This is a genomic window from Pseudolysinimonas sp., from assembly GCF_044239695.1.
Lineage (GTDB): Bacteria > Actinomycetota > Actinomycetes > Actinomycetales > Microbacteriaceae > Pseudolysinimonas_A.
Window position 1 is genome coordinate 1 of record NZ_JBIIAW010000146.1, and the last position, 5,578, is coordinate 5,578.

Here is a 5,578-nt window from a genome sequence, read left to right on the forward strand (position 1 = left end):
GGCGATCGCCGCCGCCGAGGCGCCCGGGGTCGCCGACCGTCGCGAGGCGATCGACGCCGTGTACCGCGGCGTCTTCGACCGCCGGTGGCCGCGGCTGCAGCGCGTCCACGGCGACCTGCATCTGGGTCAGGTGCTCGCGGTGCCCCACGGCGGCTGGCGGCTCGTCGACTTCGAAGGAGAGCCGATGCGTCCGATGGAGGAACGCGCGCTGCCCGACGTCCCGCTGCGGGATGTCGCCGGGATGCTGCGGTCGTTCGACTACGCGAGCGCCGTCGGCGGCGGGCCCGACGCCGCGGGGTGGGCGGCGGAGAGCCGTGCGGCGTTCGTCGCCGCGTACGCGGAGTCCGCGCCGTCACCGGTGCTCGACGTCGACCTCCTGCGCGCTCTGGTGCTCGACAAGGCGGTCTACGAATCGGTCTACGAAGCGCGCAACCGCCCCGACTGGCTCCCCATCCCGCTCGCCGGGATCGACGCCGCCCTCGCCTGAGCGGGGGTCTCGACACGCCGCTGTCGCGGCTACTCGACCGCCGAGGTGGGCTCGACGGTCGGGTCCAGCGTCAGGAACAGGGCGCCGTAAGCAGGCAGGCTCACCGGGAAGCTCAGCAGATCGTCGACCCGGGCGATCGTCTCCCCCGTCGCCGCCGAGACGACGTCCGCCTGGGCTTCGAGGTGTGCGGAGTGCACGGTGCCCTCGACCGGCTCCGCCGAGAAGTTGAGCACCGTCACCTGGATGCGCGCGTCGGCCTCGGGGTCGCCGTCATCGAGCCGGTGCACGAGCACGAGCATCGCGGGGTCGGCGACATCCGGGATGTCGACCTGGGAAGCCGTGGCGACGCCGTGGGTCCGACGCACGTCGAGGATGGCCGCGAGCTTCGACGCGAAGGACTCGGGGTCCTCGAGCTGGGCCGGCAGGGCGCCGTAGAGGGCGCGACCGCGCGGCATCCCCGCGGCCGACCGGACGGCGTCGGGCGCGATGTCGAGGAGGTCGTGGGCACCGCGCTCGATCCACCGGGTGTCTCCGGTCGCAACGAGCGCCGCGACCTCGTCGGCGGGCACGGTGAGCATCCCGGTGAGGTCCCAGCCCGACAGGGCGAAGACGCCGGGTTGCCACGCGTTGTAGGCGCACAGCAGCAGGTGCGCGTCGCGGATCGCGGGGATGTCGGCATCCGTGATGTCGTCCAGGCGTGCGAAGCCGCGCGTCGCGGCGATGAGCGATGTCGACGTGCAGGCGATCCCGTTCTGGGTGAAGATCTGGTTGAAGTCGGCGGTGCCGGTGAGCTGCTCGGTGAGGTCGGCGCGGATCTCCTCGGCGAGCTGGGCGCCCGGCACCTCGCGCAGCCGGAAGCGGTACTTGTCATCGCGGTGGCTCGCCCAGTGCACGAGTTCGTAGGTGAGTTCGTCGTGGTTCTGCAGGCCGTGCACGAGGGCGACCGGAGCCACCCCGAGTTCGAGCGAGGTCGCGAGGGCGAGTCGCAGGAACTCGGTCTGCCCGGTCGCGAGCGCGTGGTGGTAGCCGGGGCGCCCGATGAAGTCGTACGACAGGTCGGCCCCGACCGCACCGGTGTCGCGGATGTCCTCGATCGTGAGGTTGAGCTCCTGGAAGGTGAAGCCGCCGACCTTGCGCACCATCCCGGCGATGATGTGGTTCGCGGCGTGCGAGAGCGGGTGCCCCTCCGACCAGGCCGGCAGGCCTTCGGCGCTCTTCTCGACCCCGAGGAAGCCGTTGGCGTCGAGCCGCAGAGCGCTCGTGCCCAGTTCGCCGAGCGAGTGGAGCGCGTCGCCGATCACGAGACGCATCCCGGCGAAGGTCGGGTCGAGCCAGTTGATCGAGGGCTGCCCCTGCTTGAAGTAGTGCAGATACACCCAGCGGCGGCTGACGCCGTCGGTGCCGGTCGCGGGCGCGGTGGCACTCCAGTTGGTCTCTTTGACACCGGGCGTGTAGAAGATGACCCGCTGCAGCGCCCCGATGATGTACCCGCGCTCGGCGAGCACCTGCTCGGTGCCGGGGTCGAGGTTGACGGCGTCGGCCCCGTCCGGGACGTCGGGCAGGAGGCCCCAGTCCTCGGGCGGGATCTCGACCATGTGGTAGATCCCGGGATAGTCGCGGTAGCCCATCTCGGCGAGCCGGAAGTCGGCCCCCTTGCCGGTGTGGCCGGGCACGATGTCGTCGATGACGCTGCCCCCATGCGCTTCGGCGACGTCGCACAGCATCCGGAACTCGTCTTCGGTGCCGAACGCCGGGTCGATCTGGGTGCTGATGCGGTCGAAGTGACCGTCGACGCTCGGCGTCTCCTGCCAGCCCGTGATCCCGCCGGCGCTCTTGACCGGACCGGTGTGGATGGCGGTGATGCCGATCCGTTCGAACGCGCTCCAGAGCTCCTCGTCGCCGAGGGCGGCGAGGAACGACTGCCCGGGCCGGGTGATCAGCGACAGCGGGTAGGCCGTGAACCAGACGTCGCTCGTCGCGATCGCGCGCCGGGCGTCGGGGCGGGCGTAGGGGTTGCGCCACATCGCGGGCTGGCCGGACAACTGACGGGCGAGCACGTCGGCGTCTTTGAGCATGGACTGCTGCACGAGCCACTCCACGTACGACGGGTTGGTGCCGTTGGCGGTGCGCGGGTCGGTCGTGCTGCGACGCAGGCCGTCGCGGCGGAACTGATCGCGCGGCCGCAACGGACGCGGGCGCGCCGGATAGCGCTGTTCGTCGTAACTGACTTCAGGCGTCTCGACCTCGACGTCGGAGTCGGGATCACCGCCGAGCCCGGCCAGGCTGATCGGTCCGGTGTAGAGGTGCTCGGGAGCGTTCTCGTCAGGCGCCATATCCCGACGCTACGACCTCTGGGCGGGAGGTGCTGCCGCTGGCGCCGCGCGCGTGAAGACACTATGCACGCCGAGTGCGCCATCCTTGAGCGGTGCGCGGATTCGCAGAGTGGCTGTTCGGCATCGCGGCCCAGCAGCCCGGTGAGTACCGTCGGCTGCGCCGCATCCGGAAGCTGATCTATCGCCGGGTCGGCGAGCTGCGCGCCGAGGTCGTGCGCAGCGCCGAGCCGATCGCCTTCGACGAGATCCCGCGCAACGCCTTCCGCCCGATCCGCGACGGCGCGAGCTGGGGCGGCGTGCTCGACTGCGCGTGGCTGCGGATCACCGGCGACATTCCCGCAGGGGTCGACGATCCCGTCGTGATGCTAGGCATCCGCGGCGAGGGGCTCGTCTTCGACGCTCACGGGACGATCCTGGATGCCGTCACCACGGTCTTCCAGCAGGGCGATCTGCCGCACAGCGGCGGGCGCTATCGTCCGGTCCGCCGCGTCGACACGAGCACCGGACGGATCGACCTCTACGCCGACGTCGCCCACAACGGCTTCATCATCTACAACGTCGGCAAGGGCCGGTTCCACGGCGCCCATCTCGCGACCCGCGACGACGAGGCGTTCGCGCTGTACTACGACTACCTGACCCTCACCGTGCTCGCCCACGCGACCGAGGACGCCGCTCTCCGCGCCGACCTGCGCCGCGACCTGGATGCCGCCTGGGCCCGCGTCCGCAGCGGCGACATGCCGGGTGCCCGCGCCGCGCTCGCCGCCGCCCTCGCCGCCCCGTCGACCGACGACTTCCTGTACAGCGCCGTCGGTCACGGGCACCTCGACATGGCCTGGCTCTGGCCGCTGCGCGAAACCCGCCGCAAGGCCGCCCGCACCTACACCCGCGCCCTCAACACGATCGAGGATCGTCCGGCGTACATCTACGGCACCTCCCAGCCGCAGCAGCTGCAGTGGATGAAGGACCGCCATCCCGACCTGTATGCGCGCATGAAGCAGGCCGTCGCCGCCGGGCGGCTCGAGCTGCAGGGCTCGTTCTGGGTCGAGACCGACACCAACCTGCCCGGCGGCGAGTCGCTCGTGCGGCAGGCGCTCGTCGGCCGGCGGTTCCTCCAGGAGGAGTTCGGGCTGACCGACGACGACCTCCGGCTCTGCTGGCTGCCCGACACTTTCGGCTACACGGGGGCCCTGCCGCAGATCCTCAAGAAGTCGGGGATGGACTGGTTCCAGACGATCAAGTTGGCCTGGAACAAGCTCAACGACCACCCGTATCGGTCGTTCCGCTGGGCCGGCATCGACGGGTCCGAGGTGCTCGTGCACATGCCCCCGGAGGGCGACTACAACTCGCGTGGGGCCGCCGACGGCCTGCTGCTCGGCCTGAAGCGCTACCCCGAGAAGGACCTCGGCGCGGCCCTGCTGGTCTTCGGCTCGGGCGACGGCGGCGGCGGGCCGGGCGAGATCCACCTCGAGGTCACGTCGCGCGAGCACGACCTTCGCGGGCTGCCGAAGGTGCGATATTCGCGGGCGGCCGAGTTCTTCCGCAAGCTCGAGACCCTCGACGTGCGCCACCGCTTCGCCGGCGAGCTGTACCTCGAAGCCCACCAGGGCACCTACACGACGAATGCCCTGATCAAGAAACACAATCGCGTCGCCGAACGGCGCCTCCACGAGGCCGAGACGCTCGCAGCGATGACCGCGCACCCGAGCCGCGACGACCTCGCGCAGCACTGGCGCGACGTGCTGCTGCACCACTTCCACGACATCCTGCCCGGCTCGTCGATCGCCCGGGTGAGCGCCGAGGCGGTCGCCGAGCTGAGCCGGGTGAGCGGCGAGCTGGAGACGTACGCGGGCGAGCGCCTCGCCGAGCTCCCTCGGAATGGCGACGCGCCCGCGGCGCTGAACCTGACCGGCGTGGCCCGCGACGAGCACCTGCGAGTCGGGCGCGACTGGTTCCGCGCCCGGGCCGACCCGTATGCGGCGAGCGCCCTCGATCCCGCGCCCGCCGCGCCCGAGCTGCGGGCGACCGACGACGAACTCGGCAACGGCCTCCTCACCCTGCGGTTCGCGCGAAGCGGCGAGGTCGTCTCGATGCGCGACGCGTCCGGTGTCGAACACACGGCCGACGGGCTCAACCGACTCGTGCTGCACAAGGACCCGTTCACCTGGCCGTGGGACGCCTGGGACATCGGGCAGGACTACCTGAAGCGGCGGCCGCGGATCCTCCACCCGGTCTCGGTTTCGAGCGCGATCGACGGTCCGATCGCGGTGCGCACCCAGCTCTTCCGGTTCGGGCGCTCGACGGTTCAGCAACGCGTGATCGTCGAGGCGGGGAGCGAACTGGTGCGAGTCGAGACGCGGGTCGACTGGCGCGAGACGCATCGGATGCTGCGCGCCGAGTTCCGCCCGACCCGCTACGGGCCGACATCGACGAGCGAGATCCAGTTCGGGCACATCTCCCGCTCGACCACCGAAGCGGACGCCGTCGAGGACGCCCAGTTCGAGATCTGCGCCCACAAATGGATCGCTACCGAAACTTCCCAGGGTGGTTTCGCGGTCCTCAACGATTCGAAGTACGGGCATCGGGCGAAGTCGGGGCTGCTCAGCCTGAACCTGCTGCGCGCCCCCACCTTCCCCGACAGGACCGCCGACCGCGGCGTGCACACCTTCACCTACGCCTTCCGGGCCTACCCCGCCGGTGACCTCACCGGCGTCATCCGCGACGGCTACCGACTCAACAACCCGCTGCACGTCGTCCCGGG

3 protein-coding genes are annotated in these 5,578 nt (G+C 71.0%); 2 read left to right on the forward strand and 1 reads right to left on the reverse strand.

Annotation, left to right across the window (positions count from 1 at the left end):
* A partial coding sequence (locus ACILQS_RS15225) for a phosphotransferase (protein WP_395640971.1) occupies positions 1 to 487 on the forward strand: 487 nt, incomplete at its 5' end.
* Positions 488 to 516: 29 nt separating this feature from the next.
* On the opposite strand, the gene treS is transcribed toward ACILQS_RS15225, so the two are convergent.
* A complete protein-coding gene (gene treS / locus ACILQS_RS15230) occupies positions 517 to 2,820 on the reverse strand; it encodes a maltose alpha-D-glucosyltransferase (RefSeq protein WP_395640972.1) in 2,304 nt (767 codons plus the stop codon).
* A 92-nt stretch (positions 2,821 to 2,912) separates the two neighbouring features.
* Between treS and ACILQS_RS15235 the strand changes: the two genes are divergently transcribed.
* Positions 2,913 to 5,578 (forward strand): alpha-mannosidase (locus ACILQS_RS15235; RefSeq protein ID WP_395640973.1); only part of this gene is annotated, 2,666 nt, incomplete at its 3' end.

Bases quoted from the DNA above. Each gene is read 5' to 3' on its own strand.
- treS (WP_395640972.1), bottom strand. From the start codon at position 2,820: ATGGCGCCTGACGAGAACGCTCCCGAGCACCTCTACACCGGACCGATC.